The organism is Streptomyces sp. P9(2023) (genome assembly GCF_032436795.1).
Taxonomy (GTDB): domain Bacteria; phylum Actinomycetota; class Actinomycetes; order Streptomycetales; family Streptomycetaceae; genus Streptomyces.
Genome location: NZ_JAUPWM010000654.1, coordinates 1 through 255 on the forward strand (window position 1 = coordinate 1; position 255 = coordinate 255).

The window sequence follows — 255 nt, forward strand, 5'->3', positions numbered from 1 at the left end:
TGTTCACTCCTTTTCTGGTTTCGCTCGCCGGGGGTGGCGAGACGGCTTAATTCTTCCCCAGCGCCGCTTCGATGCCAGCAACCAGACGGTCGCGGCCCGGCAGCGGCTCAGGTTTGGGGGGCGCACCCTTGGAGCCTTGCGAGGCATCCGGTTTGGGGCGCGGGAAAACGGTGGCGTCGTCAGGCTCTTCACCCTTCTCGGCACCCTTCTGGGGTGCGAGGCGGGCAGCGAGCTTGGCTCGGGCCTGCGAATCAG

General features: G+C 66.7%; 1 protein-coding gene. It reads right to left on the minus strand.

What is annotated here, in order from left to right; translation table 11 throughout:
- Positions 1 to 46: 46 nt before the first annotated feature.
- The coding region (locus Q5762_RS39035; protein ID WP_315897063.1) for a hypothetical protein at positions 47 to 255 on the minus strand (209 nt) is incomplete at its 5' end.